This is a genomic window from Fructilactobacillus vespulae, from assembly GCF_047324295.1.
Taxonomy (GTDB): domain Bacteria; phylum Bacillota; class Bacilli; order Lactobacillales; family Lactobacillaceae; genus Fructilactobacillus; species Fructilactobacillus vespulae.
Genome location: NZ_CP137138.1, coordinates 1,463,344 through 1,482,259 on the forward strand (window position 1 = coordinate 1,463,344; position 18,916 = coordinate 1,482,259).

The following is an 18,916-nucleotide window of genomic DNA, read 5'->3' on the forward strand; positions in this document are numbered from 1 at the left end:
TATCTCCTAATGCTTAAAGTGACGAGTTCCGGTAAAGACTAAAGCAACGCCTAATTCATTGGCCTTATCGATTGAATCTTGATCACGAATGGATCCACCTGGCTCAATAATAGCTTCAATTCCTTGTTGGGCTGCAAATTCTACTGAATCATCCATGGGGAAAAATGCATCAGATGCTAACACTGCTTCACCGTAGCCGGTCTTAGCTTGAGCATGCTTAATTGCAATTTTCACTGAATCAATTCGATTAGGTTGTCCGGCACCCACTCCGAGCGTTTGATCTTCTTTAGCTACTACGATTGCATTTGATTTAACGTGTTTGACGACGTTTTGGGCAAATACCATGGATTTTAACTGTGCTTCAGTGGGTTGTTTTTTAGAAACTACTTGTAAATTAGCAAAATCATTGGCTACCAAGTCACGTTCTTGCATTACTGCACCACCCAGTACTGATACTGTTTCAATTTTTTGGGGAATTTGATTAGTAAAGGGCAACGTTAACAAGCGAATGTTTTTCTTCTTTGCTAGTTGATCAAATGCAGCTTGGGTAAAACTAGGTGCAATGATAATTTCAAGGAAAATTTTGCTTAGTTCCTGCGCCGTTTCTAAATCAACTTCACGGTTAAGGGCTACAATTCCCCCAAAGATAGAAATATTATCCGCCTCATACGCTTTCTTCCACGCCTCGTTGATATTTTCACCCATTCCAATTCCGGCAGGATTCATATGTTTAACGGTCACTACCGTGGGTTGTTTAAATTCAGCAATGATTCGTAATGCAGCATCCGTATCTCTGATATTGTTATAAGATAGTTCTTTTCCGTGTAATACATCGGCATTTAAAACAGAATAATTTTCTGCCAACGGATCTTTGTAGGCCATTGCTTTTTGTTGTGGGTTTTCCCCATAACGAAGCTTTTTAAATAAATCGTAGGTTTCAGTTAATTTATCGGTAAATTCAGCCCCAGTAAAGTATTGAGCAATCAAGGCATCGTATGCAGCAGTGTGTCTAAACACCTTGGCGGCTAATCCTTTTCTAAATTCCAAAGTTTCCGTTTGGTCTTTAAGCGCAGCCAAAACTCCTTGATAGTCATCTGGATCAACCACTGGAATAACGGATGCAAAGTTTTTTGCTGCTGATCTTAGCATTGAAGGACCACCGATATCGATTTGTTCGATTGCTTCTGCTTCGCTAATCCCATCCTTTTGAATAGTTTCCTTAAAGGGATACAAATTAACCACGACCATATCAATGGGAGTGATTTTTTGTTCTGCTAATTGTTGCATATGTTCTGGATTATCTCGTTTCGCTAATAAACCACCATGAACTTTAGGGTGAAGCGTCTTAACTCGACCATCTAACATTTCTGGGAAACCAGTTACTTCTTCAATTTCTAAGACTGATAAACCCGCTTCTTTTAAAACTCGATAGGTTCCACCAGTTGAAACAACTTGGTAATCGGCTGCAATTAACCCTTTTACAAAAGGAACTAAACCTGACTTATCTGATACACTAACTAATGCTCGCTTCATTTAAAAAACTCCCTTATCGACTAATTTCTGAATTGTAGTTGGATATAAGCTGTGTTCTAAACTATGAATCTTAGTTGCTAAACTTTCGATGGTATCTGTTTCGGTAATTTCAACCGGAGCTTGAGCAATGATTTGCCCGCCATCAACGGTAGCATCCACAAAATGAATTGTGATTCCGGTAATTTTAACGCCATAATTATACGCATCGTCAATCCCATGTCTACCCGGGAAACTGGGCAACAATGCCGGATGTAGATTAATAATCCGATTGGGATAATAGTTGATGAAATCAGCCGAGAGAATGCGCATAAAACCGGCTAAAATAATTCCATCTACTTGATCATTTTGCAATTGAGCAATGATTTGTTGTTCTGCCAGCTGCTTTCCTGCTTGATAGCTAACCGTTAAAACGGGAACATTAAATTGCTTAGCGTAGTTAATTACAGGGGCATCGTCATGGTCAACCACTAGCCGAACTACCTCAATTTGTAATTTTTGCTGAGCAATTCTTTGCATAATTGCCAAAAAGTTACTTCCCGTTCCAGAAGCCATTATTGCTATTTTTTTCTTTTTTACCATTCAAAATCACCTTTGAAGATTACGGACTGCTTCGCTCCGCCTTCCCTCTTTTTCAAACTTCCTAGTTCAAACACCGGTTGTTTTAGTTGATCAAAATGTTGTAATACGGAATTTAAGTTTTTTGGTTTTACAATCAAGACCATTCCAATCCCATTATTAAACGTCTTTAACATATCTAAGTCAGTTAAACCACCCAACTTTTTAATCTGTTTAAAAATTGGAGGAATCGTAAAACTAGTGGTTTTAATTTCTGCTACCAGGTCGTCTGCATAGGAACGGGGTAAGTTTTCAATGATTCCTCCACCAGTGATATGACTAATCCCGGCAACTAATTTTTGCTCTAGCAAATCGGCTACCAACGGATAATACAACTTAGTAGGAGTTAATAACTCAGTTTGCAGGCTCTTGGGTAACGCCTGAAAATCCTGACTGGTTTTAATGCCAAAAACGGAACGAACCAACGAATATCCGTTAGAGTGAATCCCACTGGAAGGAATTCCAATTAAAATATCCCCTGCCTCTGTATGTTGCTTAGCATTTAACAGCTGATCCTTTTCTACAATGCCCACTCCAAACGCTGCCAAATCATAATGATTTTCTGCATAGAGTCCAGGTAATTCCGCAGTCTCACCTCCAACTAAAGTTGCTCCGACTTCATTGGTAGCTCGATTAACGCCCTTCACTAATTCAGTAACTACTTCCGGGCGTAATTTATCGACCGCTAAATAATCTTGTAAAAATAATGGTTTAGCTCCTTCCGCCACAATATCGTTCATGACCATGGCGACTAGGTCTTGTCCGATGGTACGATTATTGTTTGCAGCAATTGCCAACAATAATTTGGTTCCGACACCATCACTTCCACTAACTAAAACTGGATGTTGATAACCGGCAGGAATTTCAAATAGTGATCCAAAACCACTCAGGCTTCCTAATACATTTGGATTGGGTTTGGATTTCATTACCTGTTCAATCTCTTGAACAGCTTCATTTCCGGCATCAATGTCAACTCCAGCCTTTGCATATGCATCATTACTCATAAAAATCCCCTTAATTTTTTAATTCTGGTTGAAACGTAACTGCCTGATTAGCAACTTCTTTTTCATAGTCGTAAACAGGAGATGGATAGTTACCATCAAAATAAGCGGTAGTTAACCCGGTTCCTGCCCCACGGTGTTTTAAATCAATGGCTGCAATTAGTCCATCCGTTGACAGGTATTCCAAAGAATCTGCCCCAATCTTTGCTTTAATCTCATCTTTAGTAAAGTTTGCTGCAATCAATTCCTTACTCGTTTGCATATCAACCCCATAAAAAGATGGATACTTAAATGCCGGTGAAGCAATTCGAACATGGACTTCTTTTGCTCCTGCTTCTCTTAGCATTTGAATAATATATTTAGAAGTCGTCCCTCGAACAATTGAATCATCAACTAAAACTACCCTTTGATCTTGCAATACGGAAGAAACTGCACTAAGTTTCATTCGGACTGCTTTTTCTCGTCGTTCCTGAGTTGGTTCAATAAAAGTTCTTGCGATATATTGATTCTTAATCAATCCCATTTCATTAGGAATCCCAGATTGTTGCGAATAACCAAGGGTGGCAGATAACGAAGAGTTCGGAACCCCCACCACAATGTCTGCAGCAACTGGTTTTTCCTTAGCTAAGTTTTTCCCCATTCGTTCTCGTGCTTGGTGAACGTTTACTCCACAAATGGTTGAATCGGGTCTCGCAAAGTAGACGTATTCCATTGAATCAATCGCTAATTCTGTATTGTCGGTATAGTGATCAATTTTCATTCCATGATCATCAATTTTGACCAATTCACCAGGTTCAACATCGCGAACAAATTCAGCGTTAATCGCATTTAACGCAGCCGTTTCACTCGCAAATACATAAGAATCATCCGCTAATTTACCAATCACAAATGGTCGAAACCCGTGAGGATCTAAAGCCCCATAAATTCCATCTGGTGTCATTAATAGAAAGGCAAAGCCCCCGCGAACTTGATTGAGCGCTTCCTTTAGTTGTTCTTCAAAAGTCGCTTTTTTTGATCTTCTAATTAAATGAAGCAAAATTTCTGTATCCGATGACGATTGAAAAATGGCTCCTTCGTCCTCTAATTGTTTTCGTAGTGTTTTGGCATTGGTAATGTTTCCGTTATGCCCTAAAGCAACCTGCATGTCGTTAAAATTAACCATAAACGGTTGAATGTTTTCAACTCCATTAGAACCAGCGGTCGCATAACGAACGTGTCCAATTGCTGCTTTACCAGTTAAATTAGCTAATTTTTGGGGATCTGCAAAAACTTTACTTAACAAGCCCAATCCTCGTTCTTGCCAAAGTTGTCCGTTATTATTAGAAACAATTCCGGCCCCTTCTTGCCCCCGATGTTGCAAAGCGTGTAGTCCATAAAAAGTTAATTGCGCAGCGTCCGGAACGTTCCAAACTCCAAAAATTCCGCACTCTTCGTTAAGTGATTTATTTTCACTTAGTGATTCAATTTCCATGAAATAGCCTCCTGGTATGTTTGCTTAGCATTAGCTTTGGGATAAACGACAGTTTGCTTAGCATTAGCAAATGATAATTGGTTGTCTAATGTGGTTTCTCCCAGCAAGTTTAAGTTTCCTTTGCCTAAGGCTTCGAACTCGGATTGATGTTCTTTAGAAACGGTTACTACGTATTGAGAAGCACCTTCAGCAAAATAATAACTGAGCGGGTGCTTAATTGTGGTTGTAAAACCGAAGTCGGTATTAAAACTCATTTCACTTAAAGTAACTGCCAAGCCACCTTCAGAAATATCATGGGCAGCATTGATAAATTGTTGGTTAATTCCGCTTAAAACGGTTGTCTGGTTTTGTAAAGCTACTTCACTGGAAAAGTCAGCTAAATTACCAGAAAATTCTCCATCAATTAATTTTTGCAATTCAGATCCAGCAAAATATTTTTTTAGTTCACCCACTAGATAAATCAAATCCCCTGCATTTTTAAAATCAATGGTAGTTGCTTTATTTACATCAGCTAACAGCCCAACCATTCCAACCATTGGAGTTGGATAAATGGCCTTACCATCCGTTTCGTTATACAAAGAAACGTTTCCTGAAATAATGGGAGTATTTAGCTGTTTGGCAAAATCATTAATACCCGCACAAGCTTGTTCGAGTTCATAATAAATTTCTGGATCATCTGGATCACCAAAGTTAAGACAGTCAGTAATTCCAATTGGAGTTGCTCCGGTACAAACAATATTTTGGGCGGCTTCTGCAACCGCTAATTGACCCCCAATTTTAGGATTAAGAAATACTTTACGACCGTTGACATCAGTAGTCATTGCTAGTGCTTTCTTAGTTCCTTTAATTCTAACTACCCCGGCATCACCACCCGGTCTAATTACCGTATCTGTCCGGACCATACTGTCATAGTGGCGAAAGAGATCGCGTTTAGAAGCAACGGTACTTTGTTGCAACATTTTATCTAAAACATTGGCAAAATCTTTTTCCACTTCTAAGTATTCGTTTTGTCCAACTGGTGCCAAAACTCTAGCAGGTGCCTTCGTGGGCATTTTTTGTTTTGGAGGTGTTAACAGATCCTTAACTTGTAAATCGGTCACGACCTGATCTTCAAAAGTCAAAACATATTTACCATCATCAGTAACTGCACCGATATCAACCGCTTCTAATCCTTGTTTAAAGAAGAGTTGCGAGATAGCTTCCATTTGGTCTTCTTTAACGACCATTAACATTCTTTCTTGTGACTCAGAAAGCATCAATTCGTACGGAGTTAAATTGGTTTCTCGTTGGGGAACGAGATCTAAGTTCAAGTGAACCCCATTTCCCGCTTTTCCAGCCATTTCAGCAGAAGAAGAAACTAATCCCGCAGCTCCCATATCTTGAACGCCGACAATCGCCTTTTTAAATTTTTTAATGGCAGCAATCGTGGTATCCATCACTAATTTTTCTAGGAAAGGATCCCCTACTTGAACCGCCGAACGATTCTGTTCTTCAGAACTATCAAAATCACTAGAAGCAAATGTCGCTCCATGAATTCCATCACGACCAGTTTTAGCCCCAATGTATAAAATTCGATTTCCCACTCCGTTGGCCTGTCCGACATGCAGATCTTCGTGATCTAAAATTCCAACCGCCATGGCATTGACTAACGGATTTTTTTGATAGGTTTTATCAAGCGCCATATCACCACCAACCGTGGGAATTCCCAGTGCATTTCCGTAACCAGCAATCCCTGCTACAATTCCATTAATTAGATGTTTGGTTTGATTATCCTCAATTTCTCCAAATCGTAAGCTATCTAAAATTGCGATTGGTTGTGCTCCCATGGAAAAAATATCTCTGATAATTCCGCCCACTCCAGTTGCCGCTCCTTCATAAGGTTCAACGGCTGAGGGATGATTATGTGATTCCGCTTTAAAAACTACCGCTTGGTTATCACCAATATCTAAAACTCCGGCTCCTTCACCAGGTCCTTGCAAAACTCGCTCATTTTCTGACCAAAATTTTCTCAATACTGGTTTAGATTTTTTATAAGAACAATGTTCCGACCACATCGCCGCAAATAATCCGGTTTCCGTATAGTTCGGTAATCGTCCTAATCGTTCACAGATCAAATCATATTCTGGCTCGGTTAAAGACCATTGCAAGTAAATTTGATTTTCCTTAATTTGTTCGGGAGTAAATTCGTCTTTCATCAAATCCGGTACGCTTGTCATCAAAAAATCCTCATTTCTACTTATTTAAAATGCTAGTAAAAAAAGCTCTTCCGTCGTCGCTGCTAATCATTGCTTCAATTGCTCTTTCCGGATGGGGCATCATCCCAAACACATTTCCCACTTTGTTACTAATCCCCGCAATATTATTAATTGAGCCATTAATATTTTTTCGATATTTAAAAATAATTTGGTGATTTTTATCCAATGCAGCAATGGTAGTAGCATCTGCAACATACCGCCCCTCGCCGTGGGCAACTGGAATTGTAATAAATTGTTTTTGGTACTGATTGGTAAAACGAGAATCTGGATTTACAATTTCCAGGTCGGCTTCATCACAGATAAAACCGGGATGTTCGTTCATCATTAGCTGACCGGGTAACAAACCCGCTTCCGTCAATATTTGAAATCCGTTGCAAATTCCTACAACTAATTTACCGGCCGCCGCTGCTTTTTTAATTGCAGCAATTATCGGAGAAAAACGCGCCACTGCTCCTGATCTTAAATAATCACCAAAAGAAAAACCGCCGGGAATAAAAATGGCATCGAATTCACTTAAGTCAGTTGCCTCATGTGATACCAATGTCGCTTCAAATTTAAGTTCCTTTAATGCATTCATTAAATCCAAATCACAATTTGAACCCGGAAACTGAATCACTGCCGCTCTCATTTTTCATCCTCCACAATGTCATATTGATAAGTTTCAGTATTAGGATTAATCAACAATTCTTCGGTAAACTTTTTCAAGTTAGCTTCTGCTTCTTCAAACGAATCATCCGTTAATTTAATTTCAAAGTATTTTCCTTGTTTTACTTGGCCAATATTTTGAAAACCGAGTTGATTCAAACTTTTCTTGATTACATCACCTTGGGGATCAAAAACTGATGGTTTGTATGAAACATAAACTTTTCCTAAATACATAGCTATTCTCCTAATTCAGTTTGTAAACGACTTAAGACCACTTTATAAACATCGGTTAAACTACCTAAGTTTTTCCGGAAGACATCTTTATCAAGCGATTCATCCGTATTTTCATCAACTAAGCGCATATTATCGGGAGAAATTTCATCTCCTAAGATAATGTTGCCATCCTGATCAAAACCAAACTCAACTTTGAAATCAACTAATTTTATGTGTGCTTTTTTAAACACTACTTCTAATAATTGGTTAATTTTTAAGGCAGTTTGGCGTAAAAATTCAATTTGATTTTCATCCGCAATGTGTAGTGCTTGAATTTGCGAATCATTAATCATCGGATCATCTAATTCATCCGATTTGTAGTAAAACTCAGTTACTGGTGGATCTAAATGCAACATTTTTTCGACGTTAAATCTGGTTACAAAATGACCCGAAGCATAGTTTCGAATAACTACTTCCAGTGGAATCATCGCTAATTTTTTCGCGGTAATATCCGTTTCACTGACTTGTTCCACTAAATGATTAGCAACCCCATTTTGTTTTAAATACTTTAATAAACGAAAACTAATTTGATTAGTGTAATAACCTTTTTCATCAATTTGAACTTTCCGTTTTCCGTTTAAAGCCGTTGCTTGATTTTTACTGTGAATCCAAACCACTTGGGGATCATTAGTTGCAAAAATCATTTTTGCTTTTCCTTCGGTTAATTGTTCTTGTTTAGTTAGCTTGGTCATGATGGCTCTTCTCCCATTCTATTAATTTAGCTCCGTTGGCTTTTCCTAATACTGTAATGTGGCCCATTTTTCTTTTCTTAACAATCGGTGTTTTTTCATAATCATGGAAATGCCATTCTGGATGATTAACCAAATCTTCTCTAGCACTAGTAATTTCAGAACCCAAGAGATTAATCATTGTAATTTGTTGATTGTTTAACGTGATTTCAGCAATCGGTAATCCGGTCACACTTCGGATTTGCCCCTCAAACTGAGAAACGTTGGTTCCTTCAATCGTATAGTGACCGGAATTGTGAGGTCGTGGTGCTAGTTCATTAACCAATAATTGATTTCCCTGCAAGAAAAACTCAATTCCTAGCATCCCTTTCAGATTCAACTTTTGAGCAATCTTAGTTGCCATCGTTTGAGCTTGCTTAGTAATTTCTGAATCTAAGTCATCTTGAATAATTGAAATCTTTAAAATGTGGTCTTGGTGATAATTGCGAGAAATTGGCCAGGTTACCACGCGGTCATTTCCGTCTCTAGTTACCATCATGCTTAACTCACAATCAAAGTTAAGTTTTCGTTCTAAAATAAGAGGATGATCTGAATCAATTTGGTGCTTTTCAAGAAAACTTTGCAAGTCATCATCATTGTTTAAATTCCACTGGCCGTGTCCATCATATCCACCACTCACCGTTTTTAAAATGGCGGGATATCCTAAATCACTAATGGCTGGTTCTAAATCTGCTTGCACTTTAACGGCGCGAAAAGGTGCTACCTTAATTTGGTTGGCTTCTAAAAACTCTTTTTCTAGAATTCGATTAGAAGTAATCCGTAAGTTATCAAGATCCTGAGCTAAATAACTATTCTCCTTAACCTGCTCAATTCCGGAAACATCCACATTTTCAAATTCATAGGTAATTACATCTGCTTCGTCAGCTAATTTGGTTAAAGCCGCGATATCATCATAAGCAGCCACAATTTGTTCATCTGAAACTTTTCCCGCTGAAGAGTCTGGATTGGGATCCAAAATCACAACCCGATACCCCATCGGTTTGGCTGCTTCTGCCATCATTCGTCCCAATTGTCCGCCGCCAATAATGCCGATGGTTGCTGGGGGTAAGACTACCTTTTTAATCATTTAATTCACGTTCACTTTCATTAACTTTTCTGGCTAGTTCTTCTCGATAGGTGACTAGCTGCGTTTTAATTTTAGGATCGTGCACTGCCAACATTTGCACTGCTAGGTAACCAGCATTTTTAGCACCCGCAGTTCCAATTGCCGTGGTTGCAACTGGAATTCCAGCTGGCATCTGCACAATGCTCAACAATGAGTCCACTCCGTTTAAAGTTTTAGTTTTCATGGGCACCCCGATAACCGGAACTAACGTGTTAGCTGCCACCATTCCGGGTAAATGAGCTGCTCCACCGGCTCCTGCGATTATTACAGCAACTTCATTCTTATCGGTGGCTTTAGCAAACTCAGCTAATTTATCTGGGGTTCGATGAGCTGAAACAATTCGCACATCATATTTAACGTTAAAATCTGTCAAAACTTTAGTTGCCTCTTTCATTGTCTCTGAATCTGATATTGAACCCATAATTACCTGAACTTTTTCCATAAAAAACGCTCCTTTGTTCGTGTTTACTTGTTGAACATATTAAAACATAAAATAAAATTAAAATCAAACTTAAAAGCTAACATTAAAACACTTAGCTAAACAAATCGTTCGTTTTTTAAACAAAATAAAAGACCTATCTAAAAAGATAGGTCTTTTATTTTTAATTTTCCCGATATTTTTTAAAATTTGTTTTAATGAAATCAGCAGAATTTTGTAATTTTTCTTTTTCTTCGTTAGTTAAATTCAACGGTACGTTACTAATAACTCCATCTCTTCCAACCACAACTGGATATGATAAATATGAATCATATTCCTCTCGATAATTAGAAACCGGTAAAACTGTTCGTGCATCGGAAAGAACAATATTAGCTAATCGAACAGCTGCTGTGGCAACTCCATAACTGGTGTATCCTTTTCCTTTATAAACTGCATAACCACCGTGACGAGCCTCGTTATCAATTGCTTCAAGATCAAGGTTCTTTTCTTCAGCTAACTGCGTTAAAGGTTGGTCTAAAGCTCGCACAGTTGACCAAGCCGTAAATTGAGAATTTCCGTGTTCACCTAAGTTATAACCAGTCACCGAACGTGAATCAATTCCAATCTTTTCGGCAACCGCCCGTTTCATTCTAGCGGAATCTAATAAAGTTCCCGTTCCAATCACGTGTTTTTTAGGCAATCCCGTTACTTGTTGATAAATTGAAGTAATCACATCCACGGGATTAGTAATTGCAATGATGATCCCATTAAATCCAGAGTCACGAATTTTAGCAGCCACGTCTTTAACCTGTTCACTATTAAAAGATAACTCAGAAAAACGATCTTCATTGGCTCCGTCATTTAAACGAATATTACCTAAAGCAGAAATGATTAAATCTGCATCTCGTAAATCATCGTAGTTGTTAACCGTAATGTTGGTATGAAATGGCAAGTTAGGCATTGCTTCTCTAAAATCAATTTCATCCGCATTGACCTTTGCTTCATTCTTATCAATTAAAACTAAGTCATCCGTAAAACCATTTGCAACAATATAGTGTGCAACCGTTGAACCAACATGACCATCACCAATTATTCCTACTTTTCTAACCATTTGCTTACCTCCATTAATTAATATTGTCATTTATAATAACAATTTTGTTTGTTAATTACCATGATTTTGTAACTATTTTTGAAATTTGTTCGATATCTGCCGGAGTCGTCCGACAACAGCCCCCGATTACATTTGCTCCTGCAGCTAACCAGTTGGGAACTTCTTCTTGAAATGATTCAGCATGAGGAACCGTCGTCCAAGTCTTGGTCTTGGGATTATAAATATCTCCCGGATTAGGGTAAACAATCACCGGTAAACTAGAAATGGAACGAATTAAATGAATAATCGGTGTGATATTTTCCATTTTAGTACAGTTAACACCAATCCCACCAACTTGTGGCTGCTCACTTAACCACTCCACTACTTCTGCTAATCTTGTTCCATCGCTTAAAGTTTCTGGATCTTTAACACTAAGGCTAATCCAATAAGGAATCGCTTGCGGTTGCTCATTAATGATTTTTACTAAAGCCTGAACCTCGGAAAAGTTAGGAATAGTATCAACTGATAATAAATCCGCACCGGCTTCAATTACCCATTTGATTTTTTCCGCATGAAATTCTCGATATTCTTGTTCAGTTAGCTGATAATCCCCGGTATATTCAGATCCATCGGCTAAGTAAGCTCCATACGGACCAATGCATCCCGCTACCAATCCAGTTGGTTTATATTGATCTCGAGCTTTTTTGGCAATTTCAACCCCGGATTTGATAATTTTAATTGCTTGTTCTTTGGTGATTCCATTCTTAGCAAATGCAGCTACGTTAGCTTGGTAAGTATCAGTTATTGCAATATCTGCACCTGCTTTAAAGTAGTCAGCATGAACTTGATATATAGCAGCAGGATTATCAATTAGCGCATTCGCAGACCAAAGTTCATCATTGGTTTTAACTCCTTGTTTTTCAAGCTCTGTTCCCATTGCTCCATCTAACACTAACGTTCCTTTTAATAAATCATTGATTTTAGTCATTTTTAGTAACCTTTCTCTTTTTAATCTTTAATTTAACCTCATAAAATACATAACATCCAATTACAAACGGAACCGTATAGTAAAGCGCAATTCTTTGATTTGGATCAAACCAAATTAAAACACTAGACAAAAAGCATAGAATAAAAGCGACAATTGGAGTAATTGGATATAGTGGCGTTTTAAACTTTAAGTCGGACACCTTATTTCCCCCAGCTAAATATACTTTTCTAAATCTTAATTGAGATAGTGCAATTGCCATCCAAACAAAAACTACCGCTAATCCAGAAATCGAAACTAATACCAAGTACACGGAACCAGCCGCATAAACTGCGGATAAAAGCGCTAATACACCACCAATCATACTGGTAACTAATGCGTAAATTGGAATATGATGCCGATTGGTTTTTTGAAATACTTTGGAAATAATTCCTTCATTGGCAAGGGACCATAGCATTCTAGTCGAGGCATATAGTCCTGAATTGGCAGCTGAAATAATGGCCGTTAAAACCACAAAATTCATAATGTCAGCTGCATATGGAATCCCCATCTTAGTAAAAATTAAGACAAAGGGACTCTGAGTAACTCCCGCTTCTTTATATGAAATCAAAGAACTCATTACAATCATACTTCCAATAAAAAATAAGATTAACCGAATCAAAGTTGCTTTAATTGCTTTTGGTAAAGTTTTCTCCGGATGTTTTGCTTCCCCTGCAGTAATCCCAATCAGTTCTGTTCCAGAAAAAGCAAAATTGACCGTTAACATTGTGGTAAACACACCACCAAATCCATTAGGAAAAAGTCCATTTTGATAGAAGTTTTTAAATCCAATTATTTGTTGAGTTCCATTGTATTTAAGTAAGCCCACAATTGCTCCAAATCCCAATAAAATAAATGCTATTATCGCTGCAACTTTAACACTTGAAAACCAAAATTCCGTCTCAGCAAACCATTTTACGGAGCAAGCATTGATCAAAAAGATTAAAACGATAAACAATAAACTCCAAATCCACGTCGGAATCTGTGGAAACCAATGCTGCATAATCAATCCAGCTGCAGTAAATTCAGAACCCAAGGCAATTGTCCAAGTTAACCAATATAAAATTGCAACTACGAATCCAGCACTCTGTCCCAAATATTTCTGTGCATAAACATGAAAAGATCCGGTTTCTGGCATTGCCACTGATAGTTCGCCTAAACATAGCATTACTAAATAGACAATTACTGCTCCCAATAAGTAGGCTAAAACCGTTCCCACGGGTCCTGCTTCATGAATCGTATAACCAGAACTTAAGAATAACCCCGTACCAATTACTCCTCCTAAAGAAATCATCAACATTTGTCTGGCCGAAATCTCTCTTTTTAAATCACTTTCTTTAGTCTTAGTCATGTTTCCCTCCTAATTTTAAGAAAATTAAATAAAAAAACACCCGCCCTAATTAAAGGACGAGTGTTCTCGCGATACCACCTTATTTTAGTTAAATCTTACGACCTAACTCTCGGTAAGTTGCACCGACTATATCGGTATAACTTTGTTTTGATATCGGTCACAAACCCGCTATTAGCTAAATAATGTTCACTAATAGAGTATTCTAAAGCCCATTTTCTAGTTTTCTTTTTCGTTCTTTTTCACCAACCAAGAACTCTCTGAGAAAAATCCCACTATACTTAACTTCTACATCTGATTATTTAATTTAATGTTTTTACTAATTGTAGTCACTTTCAACTTAAAAGTCAACGTTATTCACAAAATAGTTCGTTATTAAGCGGAATAATTAATCTTTTAATTCAGGACGTTCGTTAACAACCTTAAGAAGTTGAATCATGGTAAATACCAATGAATTATTTTTCCGGTACACAAAGTATTTGGATTCCCATTTATCCACGTATTTTTCCTTATAAGAACGTAAACCTTGGAAACTATAGAAAGAATCACCATATTCGTAGATTAAGTGAGCCATCTTTTCGTTAATGAAACTAAATCTTGAATTACCCACGTTTGCTAGTGGTGCCATTCCTAAGTTAAAGTTCTTGTAACCCTCTTCTTGAGAATATTTAAAGAGACTAATGAAAATCCCGTCCATGATTCCTGATGGAGCTTCTGCACCGGAACGCATTAAGTCAATTGAAGTCATGGCAAAATCTCCGGTTGGCATAATGTTTGCAAACGCCACGATTTTATCATCTTCATTTTGAATAACTGCAATTGGAGCTTGGTTCAAGTAATAAGTATCAAAGAATCCTAGCGAGAATCCTTTCTCATCTCTCCCTTGCAACCATTCATCTGAAAGCTCTTTTAAATCAGCTAACTGGGTATCTGAAAATGGTGGTTGAATAATTTTGAATTCATAACCATCTCTTTCAAACTTATGAATTAGAGCTCGTTCACCACGACGTTTTTTACCAGATAAAGTAAAGTTTTCCAAGTCAACGTGGCCCTCTTCTCCTGCCTTGATAAAGTCAAACCCCTTATCATGAAGAAGCATTGTTAAGGATTCGCCCACTTCATAAAAGACTAACGTTAAATCGACATTATCTGCATCAATCATAAATTGATCAATTGCAGCGTTTAATTTAGCTTGATTACCAAATGGTTCACCCATGACGATTAGTTTATTAGCCATCTGTTGATACATAAATACAATTTGGTCTTCACCATCTTCTGAATAGAAGTAAACCTTTTTATCTCGTAAAAAGACCAAGTGGCTAACTTCATTACCACCAAACTTATCAATTACAGCATTGATCCGTTCTTCATCAAATGGTTGGTCTAACCAGGGAGTATTCGAATAAGAAAGGTAGCGAATTAGTCCATATAAAATACAAATGGCAATTACAAATCCAATTAATCCGACCACCCAAACTTGCTGGGAAGGAAGTAAATAAGCGTTTTGAACTTTGAATGGAACATGACCATTTCCCATGAAGAATCCGATGATACAGTAAACTGCTAAAGCCACCATAAAGATTAGGAAATCGGTAATTAAAGCACCCCATGAATAAGTGAGGCGTTTTCTGTACATTCCTTTTCTAGATAGCAATAGACAGATCACAATAAATGCTAAAAATACTGCTAATCGAATTGGAAAATCTTCTTTCCATAAAGTATTTCCAATGGCAAAGACTAAGATAACAAAAGTTGGCCAAAAGGCTTTCTTCACTTTTGCGCTAACCCCTCGTGCCAATCCAATCAACAAGCAACCAATTATCACGTTTGATAATTGTCCAAGGAAATATAAAGTAAACGGTGCGACGGAGTTATAAAGCGGATTTACTAAAATCATGTTAGGAATAATGGCTAACAAAATCATCATAATTCCAGAGAAGTACATAAAGACGGTAATAATAATTTGAGCCGAACGCTGCAAAATATTATAAGGAATGTAGTCCAAGAATTTATTTAAACGACCACAAAGGTCATAAGCAAATAAGGCTGCCCCAATTCCAAAGGGAATAAAGTAATAGAAAATTCGGTACAACAATACCCAGACAGTTGCGGTAGTAGGTGAAATTCCAAATGCTGCCAGATTTAAAATCATCATTGCATCGAAACTACCTAATCCACCAGGTAGAAGTGAAATTACACCCACCACATTAGCAGCGATAAATAAGGGGAACACCGCTAATAGGTTAATGTGTAAGTTCATAAAAGCACCAATAATTAAAAATAAGCTACCACAAAATCCCCATTCCAAACAAGAACCAATTATTAATCGGATCTCACGACTGATTGTTAAATCAGCGAAGAACTCTGAATTATTAAGTCTAGTGATAGTAAAGATGATTGGGAAGTACATTCCCCCACCCAGTAATAAAATCCAATCACCGGAAAATTGCTTACCAATTCCAAATCCGTAAATAAAAACTAAAGCAACAATACAATAAGTCGATAAACCAGCTAATAAAAATAATGCTACTTTTGAAATTGCATACAAGATTTGTTTTTTAGTTGCATCCTTACTATAAAAATCTGCACGAAGGCTGGCTCCTAAAAATCCACCAAAGCCGGCAATATTAGTAAAGGTATTTGTGATCCATCCACTTTTGATAATGTATAAGGGTTTAAATTTGCTAGGCAAAAACTCCGTAAAGGTAAAATCATAAATTAACATCGGAGTAACTGCAATTAAACCTAAAACTGTTAAAATTAACAAATTAGTGGGCGATTGTGAGGACAAACTCTTACGCATTTGTGCCCCATTAATTTCTTGCAAAATATTGTGGGCTTCAAAGACCACAAAAGCAAGCACCACCACTAAAAAGGCAATTTTAATTATGTTTGAATATTTGTTGAAAAAATCAACGCATTTTTTGAAAAAAGCTTTCAATGTATTTGTATCCTCCATAGAAAAGTAGTTCCCCTGAATTAATCATACAATAAAAACCTAGGTATTAAAAAGGGGATGTGTGAATAGTCACACATCCCCTTTTTATTAACAATCTGATTACTTAAGAGTAATAGTTGCGCCTTGGGCTTCAAGTTTGTCCTTGATGTCGTTAGCTTCGTCTTCTGAAAGACCTTCTTTAACCATTGATGGAGCACCATCAACGATTTCTTTACATTCTTTCAAACCAAGACCAGTAATACCTTTAAGTTCTTTAATAACTTTGATCTTACCAGCACCAGCTGAAGTTAATTCAACGTCGAAAGTACTCTTAGCAGCACCGTCACCACCAGCAGCACCTGCAGCAGCAACTGGAGCAGCAGCTGAAACTTCGAATTCTTCTTCGATTGCTTTAACCAAATCGTTTAAGTCAGTGATTGAAGCATCTTTTAATTGTGAAATAATGTTATCTTTTTCAAAAGCCATGTTAAATTCCTCCTAATAGGATATTTTTATTTTTAATTATTCAGCACTTTCGTCTGATTTACTATCTGCAACGGCCTTAACAGCGTATGCAACGTTACGTACAGGAGCTTGTAAGATATTTGCAAGAGTAGCGTAAAGTTCATCACGACTAGGCAATGTAGCAAATTCGTTAATCTTATCAAGATCTGCAACTTCACCTTCGATAATTCCACCCTTGATTACAAGAGTATCATTTTCGTCAGCAAATTTTTTCAAAATCTTAGCAGGAGCAATGGCATCTTCATGTGAAAATGCAACCGCACTAGGTCCATTAAAGATTTCTTTTAGATCAGTGTGACCACTTTTTTCAGCAGCACGTTCTAAAATCTTGTTCTTAATAACCATAAGTTTAACACCGCTTTCACGTAATTCCTTACGTAATTCAGTGTCTTGAGCAACTGTTAAACCACGAGAGTTAACAACGATTGCAGATACGGCTTCTTCGAAGTCCTTAGCAATTGTTTCAACCTTCTTGGCTTTGGCATCAATAACTTCTTTCTTTGGCATAAATTTCACCTCCCAATGAATTATGGGATCTATAAAAAAATCCCTATGTCGCCAAAACATAAGGAAAGTCGTTAAACTCCTCGGCAGGCAAAATTAAGGTCGTTAAACCACCTGAGTCTTAGGCGAATCATATTATATTAGTATATTAACATGAGAAAAAATACTAGTCAATATAGGGATTTAATTTTAGATCAATTAATTAAAATGATTCAGGTGATACCTTAACACCAGGACCAAATGTTGATGATACAGAAATGTTTTGGATGTAAGTACCGTGAACTGATGCAGGACGGTTCTTAACCAAGACATTTTCAATAGTCTTAAAGTTTTCAACTAATTTTTCAGTATCAAATGATTTCTTACCAATAGCAACGGCAATGTTACCATCACGGTCAGTACGGTAAGTAACCTTACCGGCTTTAGCTTCTGAAACAGCCTTAGTTACATCCATAGTAACTGTACCAGTCTTAGGGTTTGGCATTAATCCTTTAGGACCAAGAACACGACCTAAACGACCAACTTGAGCCATCATGTCTGGAGTTGATACGGCAACATCAAAGTCTAACCAACCATCCATGATTTTTTGAGCTAAGTCATCTTCACCGACAACATCTGCACCGGCTGCTTCAGCTTCTTTAGCTTTTTCACCCTTAGCAAATACAACCACTTTTTGGTCTTTACCAGTACCATTAGGTAAAACTACGGCACCACGTAATTGTTGATCAGCTTGCTTAGTATCAACGTTTAATTTAACAACAACTTCGATTGAGTCATCAAAGTTGGCAACATCTAATTTTTGAACTAAAGCAACTGCTTCGTCAACTGAGTAAGATTTGCTCTTATCAATTTGTTCTGCAGCACTTCTGTATTTTTTACCTCTATTACGAGCCATGTGTTTTCCTCCTTGCAATTGTGGTCAAACGGAAATTATTTCCTCCCACCTCATGTATTGCCTTTTAACAATACAGCGTCTACTACGTGTTTGAAATTAACCTTCGACAGTGAATCCCATACTACGTGCAGTACCTTCAATCATACGCATAGCTGCTTCAACATCAGCTGCGTTTAGATCTTGCATTTTAGTTTCTGCAATTTCTTGCACTTGAGCTTTAGTTACACTAGCCACTTTTTTAGTGTTAGGTTCACCAGAACCAGATTCAACTCCGGCAGCCTTCTTTAAAAGAATAGCTGCTGGTGGAGTCTTAGTAATAAAGCTAAATGAATGATCTTCAAATACGGTAATTACAACCGGAATAAGCATTCCTGCTTGGTCAGCAGTTCTTGCATTAAAGTCCTTTGTAAATTCCATAATATTAACACCAGCTTGACCCAATGCAGGTCCAACTGGAGGAGCAGGTGTTGCTTTACCCGCTGCAATTTGTAACTTAACAATATCTACTACTTTTTTAGCCACGAGAC

18 protein-coding genes and 2 other annotated features are annotated in these 18,916 nt (G+C 37.5%); all 18 genes read right to left on the reverse strand.

Annotated features, from left to right (window positions below; all coding sequences use genetic code 11):
• Nucleotides 1-6 precede the first annotated feature (6 nt).
• The gene (purH, locus tag R4B61_RS07250; protein WP_413627585.1) at nt 7-1,533 is read right to left on the reverse strand and encodes a bifunctional phosphoribosylaminoimidazolecarboxamide formyltransferase/IMP cyclohydrolase; all 1,527 of its coding nucleotides are present in this window, start codon (nt 1,531-1,533) and stop codon (nt 7-9) included.
• Nucleotides 1,534-2,112: a phosphoribosylglycinamide formyltransferase gene (purN, locus tag R4B61_RS07255; protein ID WP_413627586.1), complete on the reverse strand. Its 579-nt coding sequence runs from the start codon at nt 2,110-2,112 to the stop codon at nt 1,534-1,536.
• Entirely contained in the window at nt 2,106-3,152 is a 1,047-nt protein-coding gene (purM, locus tag R4B61_RS07260; protein WP_413627587.1) for a phosphoribosylformylglycinamidine cyclo-ligase, read from the reverse strand. Before purM ends, purN begins: the two co-directional genes overlap by 7 nt.
• A 10-nt stretch (nt 3,153-3,162) precedes the next feature.
• On the reverse strand, nt 3,163-4,620 hold the full coding sequence (gene purF, locus R4B61_RS07265; RefSeq protein WP_413627588.1) for an amidophosphoribosyltransferase: 1,458 nt from the start codon (nt 4,618-4,620) through the stop codon (nt 3,163-3,165).
• Nucleotides 4,602-6,836 (reverse strand): phosphoribosylformylglycinamidine synthase subunit PurL, encoded by a 2,235-nt coding sequence (gene purL, locus R4B61_RS07270; protein ID WP_413627589.1) that lies wholly within the window; start codon nt 6,834-6,836, stop codon nt 4,602-4,604. The genes purF and purL overlap by 19 nt, the downstream gene beginning before the upstream one ends.
• 16 nt (nt 6,837-6,852) lie before the next feature.
• Nucleotides 6,853-7,503 carry a phosphoribosylformylglycinamidine synthase subunit PurQ gene (gene purQ, locus R4B61_RS07275; protein WP_413627590.1) on the reverse strand — a complete coding sequence of 217 codons (651 nt, stop codon included), beginning with the start codon at nt 7,501-7,503 and terminating at the stop codon, nt 6,853-6,855.
• Nucleotides 7,500-7,754, reverse strand: a complete 255-nt coding sequence (gene purS, locus R4B61_RS07280; protein WP_413627591.1) for a phosphoribosylformylglycinamidine synthase subunit PurS — start codon at nt 7,752-7,754, stop codon at nt 7,500-7,502. The genes purQ and purS overlap by 4 nt, the downstream gene beginning before the upstream one ends.
• Before the next feature lie 2 nt (nt 7,755-7,756).
• Nucleotides 7,757-8,485, reverse strand: a complete 729-nt coding sequence (gene purC, locus R4B61_RS07285; protein ID WP_413627592.1) for a phosphoribosylaminoimidazolesuccinocarboxamide synthase — start codon at nt 8,483-8,485, stop codon at nt 7,757-7,759.
• Entirely contained in the window at nt 8,469-9,605 is a 1,137-nt protein-coding gene (gene purK, locus R4B61_RS07290) for a 5-(carboxyamino)imidazole ribonucleotide synthase (protein ID WP_413628315.1), read from the reverse strand. Before purK ends, purC begins: the two co-directional genes overlap by 17 nt.
• Entirely contained in the window at nt 9,601-10,089 is a 489-nt protein-coding gene (purE, locus tag R4B61_RS07295) for a 5-(carboxyamino)imidazole ribonucleotide mutase (protein ID WP_413627593.1), read from the reverse strand. Before purE ends, purK begins: the two co-directional genes overlap by 5 nt.
• Nucleotides 10,090-10,249: 160 nt before the next feature.
• Nucleotides 10,250-11,176, reverse strand: coding sequence for an L-lactate dehydrogenase (locus R4B61_RS07300; protein WP_413627594.1), 927 nt, complete (start codon nt 11,174-11,176; stop codon nt 10,250-10,252).
• Between the two features lie 55 nt (nt 11,177-11,231).
• Nucleotides 11,232-12,143 (reverse strand): homocysteine S-methyltransferase, encoded by a 912-nt coding sequence (gene mmuM / locus R4B61_RS07305; protein ID WP_413627595.1) that lies wholly within the window; start codon nt 12,141-12,143, stop codon nt 11,232-11,234.
• On the reverse strand, nt 12,136-13,530 hold the full coding sequence (locus R4B61_RS07310) for an amino acid permease (RefSeq protein WP_413627596.1): 1,395 nt from the start codon (nt 13,528-13,530) through the stop codon (nt 12,136-12,138). The genes mmuM and R4B61_RS07310 overlap by 8 nt, the downstream gene beginning before the upstream one ends.
• 49 nt (nt 13,531-13,579) lie before the next feature.
• Nucleotides 13,580-13,829: a binding site (T-box leader), on the reverse strand.
• 86 nt (nt 13,830-13,915) lie between these two features.
• Nucleotides 13,916-16,486, reverse strand: a complete 2,571-nt coding sequence (gene mprF / locus R4B61_RS07315) for a bifunctional lysylphosphatidylglycerol flippase/synthetase MprF (RefSeq protein WP_413627597.1) — start codon at nt 16,484-16,486, stop codon at nt 13,916-13,918.
• A 99-nt stretch (nt 16,487-16,585) separates the two neighbouring features.
• On the reverse strand, nt 16,586-16,951 hold the full coding sequence (rplL, locus tag R4B61_RS07320) for a 50S ribosomal protein L7/L12 (protein ID WP_413627598.1): 366 nt from the start codon (nt 16,949-16,951) through the stop codon (nt 16,586-16,588).
• Between the two features lie 36 nt (nt 16,952-16,987).
• Nucleotides 16,988-17,497: a 50S ribosomal protein L10 gene (rplJ, locus tag R4B61_RS07325; protein ID WP_413627599.1), complete on the reverse strand. Its 510-nt coding sequence runs from the start codon at nt 17,495-17,497 to the stop codon at nt 16,988-16,990.
• Between the two features lie 25 nt (nt 17,498-17,522).
• Nucleotides 17,523-17,638: a sequence feature (ribosomal protein L10 leader region), on the reverse strand.
• A 58-nt stretch (nt 17,639-17,696) separates the two neighbouring features.
• Nucleotides 17,697-18,389, reverse strand: coding sequence for a 50S ribosomal protein L1 (gene rplA / locus R4B61_RS07330; protein ID WP_413627600.1), 693 nt, complete (start codon nt 18,387-18,389; stop codon nt 17,697-17,699).
• 96 nt (nt 18,390-18,485) lie between these two features.
• Nucleotides 18,486-18,911: a 50S ribosomal protein L11 gene (rplK, locus tag R4B61_RS07335; protein ID WP_413627601.1), complete on the reverse strand. Its 426-nt coding sequence runs from the start codon at nt 18,909-18,911 to the stop codon at nt 18,486-18,488.
• Nucleotides 18,912-18,916 lie beyond the last annotated feature (5 nt).